The 3275-nt window shown below is 61.3% G+C and carries 4 protein-coding genes; 1 reads left to right on the top strand and 3 read right to left on the bottom strand.

Annotation, left to right across the window (positions count from 1 at the left end; genetic code table 11):
- The 3 genes from ACCD00_RS30380 to ACCD00_RS30370 form a co-directional block, all read right to left on the bottom strand.
- Window positions 1-499, bottom strand: a 499-nt coding sequence (locus ACCD00_RS30380; RefSeq protein WP_413428888.1) for a sulfite exporter TauE/SafE family protein, incomplete at its 3' end; no start/stop codon positions are given.
- 9 nt (window positions 500-508) lie between these two features.
- The gene (locus tag ACCD00_RS30375; RefSeq protein WP_413428887.1) at window positions 509-1753 is read right to left on the bottom strand and encodes an FAD/NAD(P)-binding oxidoreductase; all 1245 of its coding nucleotides are present in this window, start codon (window positions 1751-1753) and stop codon (window positions 509-511) included.
- Window positions 1754-1919: 166 nt separating this feature from the next.
- Window positions 1920-2261, bottom strand: a complete 342-nt coding sequence (locus tag ACCD00_RS30370; protein WP_413428886.1) for an ArsR/SmtB family transcription factor — start codon at window positions 2259-2261, stop codon at window positions 1920-1922.
- A 103-nt stretch (window positions 2262-2364) separates the two neighbouring features.
- Here ACCD00_RS30370 and ACCD00_RS30365 point away from each other — a divergent pair, with 103 nt between their 5' ends.
- A complete protein-coding gene (locus ACCD00_RS30365; protein WP_413428885.1) occupies window positions 2365-3228 on the top strand; it encodes an MBL fold metallo-hydrolase in 864 nt (287 codons plus the stop codon).
- Window positions 3229-3275: the final 47 nt, after the last annotated feature.

The following is a 3275-nucleotide window of genomic DNA, read 5'->3' as shown; positions in this document are numbered from 1 at the left end:
ACCCCGACACCACCCCCGTCACCGCACCGAGTGCGGCGAGGGTCGCGGTGCATTTGGCGGTCCAGGAAAAGCGCCCGGTCTGTTGATCGAGCATGCAGTTCTTCTGGCCCCAGTTGGCGTGCCCATGATCGCTCGGGCCGTCATCCTTGCGTTCACGGCGCAACATCCGCCAGGCCACCATGACCATCAACAGGCTGAACAGGATCATCAGGATTTTTTCCGGCAACTGATGGGCGAAGTAGATGCCCACCGGCGAAAACACCGCACCGAGTGCTGCGATCAACAACGCCGCGCGATAACGCACCAGGCCATGGCGCAATCCATCGATGGCGCCGACCGCTGCAGCACTGCCCACCGCGAACAACGCCACCGGAGCGGCCTGGGTCATGCTCCAGCCCAACCCCAACACCAGCGCCGGGACCGCAAGGATACCGCCGCCGGCGCCAGTCAAGCCGAGCACCAACCCCATTACTACGCCAAACAGACTTGCCAGCAACATAGGGAGTTCTCAGTCGACCCTGGACACACGCGTCAGCCACTCACGGCCCTTGAGCATACCGTTCCAGTAGAACCACGGTAGCAGTGTCGCCTTCAGCCACCACGCCGAGCGGCGCGGGGTCGTCGGGTCAAGGGGAAAGGTCGGCAGCAACTTGCCCGCATAACCGAACTCGGCAAGGATCACCTTGCCCTTCTCCACCGTCAGCGGACAGGAGCCATAGCCGTCGTACTTCAGCGGCAGCGGTTGTTGCTTGCGCAAGGCCAGCAGGTTTTCGGCCACCACCACGATCTGCTTGCGCACCGCAGCTGCGGTTTTTGCATTCGTGGTGCCGCAGATATCACCCAGCGCGAAGACGTCGGGATAACGCGGATGCTGCAGGCTGTGCGGATCGACCTCGCACCAGCCAGCGGTGTCGGCCAGCGCGCTGCGGGCGATGAAATCCGGGGAGACCTGGGGCGGTACGACATGCAGCAGGTCAAAGGCTTTTGCCTGACGGGTGACATTGCCATCGGCATCCCTGACCTCGAACCATGCGGTTTTCGCCGGGCCGTCGACCTTGACCAGATTCGAGTTGAACGCCAACCGGGCCTTGTACTTCTCGATGTACTTCATCAGCGGCGGGACAAACGTCGCCACACCAAACAGCGCCGCGCCGGCCAGGTTGAATTCGACGTCAATGTTGTTCAGCACACCGGTCCTGTTCCAGTGATCGCAGGACAGGTACAGCGCCTTTTGTGGCGCTCCCGCGCATTTGATCGGCATGGCCGGCTGAGTGAACAGCACCTTGCCGCCGCGCAATTTCTGCACCTGATCCCAGGTGTAGGTCGCGTGCTGATAGCTGTAATTCGAGGTCACGCCATGCTGGCCGAGGGTTTCCTCCAGACCTTCGATTTTCTCCCAGGCCAGGCGCAGGCCGGGGCAGACGACCAGATTGAGATAGCTGACCGTGCGCGCGTCACTGAGGGTGAGTTGGCGTTTGTCAGGATCGATGCCGGTCACGGCAGCCTGCACCCAATTGGCCCCGCGCGGCATCACCGACGCTGTCGGCCGCACGGTGTTTTCCACGTTGAATGCACCACCGCCGACCAGCGTCCAGGCCGGTTGATAGAAGTGCCGGGGGCTGGGTTCGATCACGGTGACGTTCAGATGCGGGCTACGCTTGAGCAGGCTGGCGACAAGGCCGATGCCCGCCGTGCCGCCGCCGATGACCACGATATCTGCACTGATGGATGGGCCCCAGTGTTGATCGTTCATTGCTTGTTCCTTATTGCTGCACGCAAGGATTTTTCTAGTCAGTACACAAAACTACTGTGGGAGCGGGCTTGCTCGCGAAAGCGGTGGGTCAGCCAATGAAGGTGTCGACTGACACTATGTCTTCGCGAGCAAGCCCGCTCCCACAGGTTCGGGGTGTTGAACAGGATCAGGGTTGAATCCAGCTTTTAAACACCGCCCCGCAATAAAGTCCGGAGAGGGTTTTCATCACCTGGATCACTTCATGACTGGCGAGACCGTAAAAAATGTACTTGCCTTCACGACGGGTCGCGACCAGTCCTTCATCGCGCAGGACCCCCAATTGCTGGGACAGGCTCGGTTGGCGCACGCCGGTCATTTTCTCCAGCTCGCCTACGTTGCGCTCACCCTGGGTCAGCTGGCACAGGATCAACAGGCGATCCTCATTGGCCAGGGCCTTGAGCAGCGCACAGGCCTTGGAGGCCGAGGCGCGCAGTTGGGCGACTTCACATTCGGTCAGACTGGATTGCATTTGCAGGATGCCTTCAACGTCACTTAAGCTGTGAACATTATGTTTTTATGTAAAGTGTTGCAACCCACGACTGACTTTTCTACCCCTGCACAGGTCCATGTTCATGCCCGCGCTGATTGAAGCTTTCCTCGACCCCGCCTCCTCGACCTACAGCTATGTGGTTTACGAGGCCGATGGCGGGCAGTGTGCGATCGTCGACCCCGTGCTCGACTACGACGGTGCCGCCGGGCGTACCGCGACGACCCAGGCTGACAAAATCATCAACTTCGTTCGTGCCCACAAGCTGCAGGTGCAATGGCTGCTGGAAACCCACGCCCACGCCGATCACCTGTCCGCCGCGCCTTATCTGCGGCGGGAGCTGGGTGGCAAGATCGCCATTGGCGAGTCGATCAGCAAGGTCCAGGACGTGTTCAAGGCGCTGTTCAATCTGGAACCCTCCTTTCGCGTCGACGGCTCCCAGTTCGATCACCTGTTCGCCCCCGACGAATCGTTCATGATCGGCAACCTCAAGGCCACCGCCCTGCACGTGCCCGGCCATACCCCGGCGGACATGGCTTACCTGGTCGACAGCGATGTGATTCTGGTGGGCGACACGATGTTCATGCCCGACGTCGGCACCGCCCGCTGCGATTTCCCGGGCGGCAATGCCAACCAGATGTTCGCCTCGATCCACAAACTGCTGGCCTTCCCCGCCAGCGTGCGGCTGTTCGTCTGCCACGACTACCCGCCCAATGGCCGCTCCCCCCAGTGCCAATCCACCGTCGGCGAACAACGCAAAAACAACATTCATATACATGACGGGATCGATGAAGCCGCGTTCGTGGAAATGCGCACACGACGTGATGCAGGGCTGGGCATGCCGACGCTGTTACTGCCGGCGATCCAGGTGAATGTGCGGGCGGGGAATTTGCCGCCGGCCGAGGGCAATGGCGTGACTTACCTGAAAATCCCTCTGAACAAATTCTGACCCTGTAGGAGGGGGGGGGGGGGGGGGGGGGGGGGGGGGGGGGGGGG

Source organism: Pseudomonas sp. Pseusp3, assembly GCF_047304225.1.
GTDB classification, from domain to species: Bacteria; Pseudomonadota; Gammaproteobacteria; order Pseudomonadales; family Pseudomonadaceae; genus Aquipseudomonas; species Aquipseudomonas fluorescens_CD.
Note: the sequence above shows the minus strand (reverse complement) of the source record. Positions and strands in the feature narration are given on the sequence as shown.

Bases quoted from the DNA above. Each gene is read 5' to 3' on its own strand.
- ACCD00_RS30370 (WP_413428886.1), bottom strand. From the start codon at position 2,261: ATGCAATCCAGTCTGACCGAATGTGAAGTCGCCCAACTGCGCGCCTCG.
- ACCD00_RS30375 (WP_413428887.1), bottom strand. From the start codon at position 1,753: ATGAACGATCAACACTGGGGCCCATCCATCAGTGCAGATATCGTGGTC.
- ACCD00_RS30365 (WP_413428885.1), top strand. From the start codon at position 2,365: ATGCCCGCGCTGATTGAAGCTTTCCTCGACCCCGCCTCCTCGACCTAC.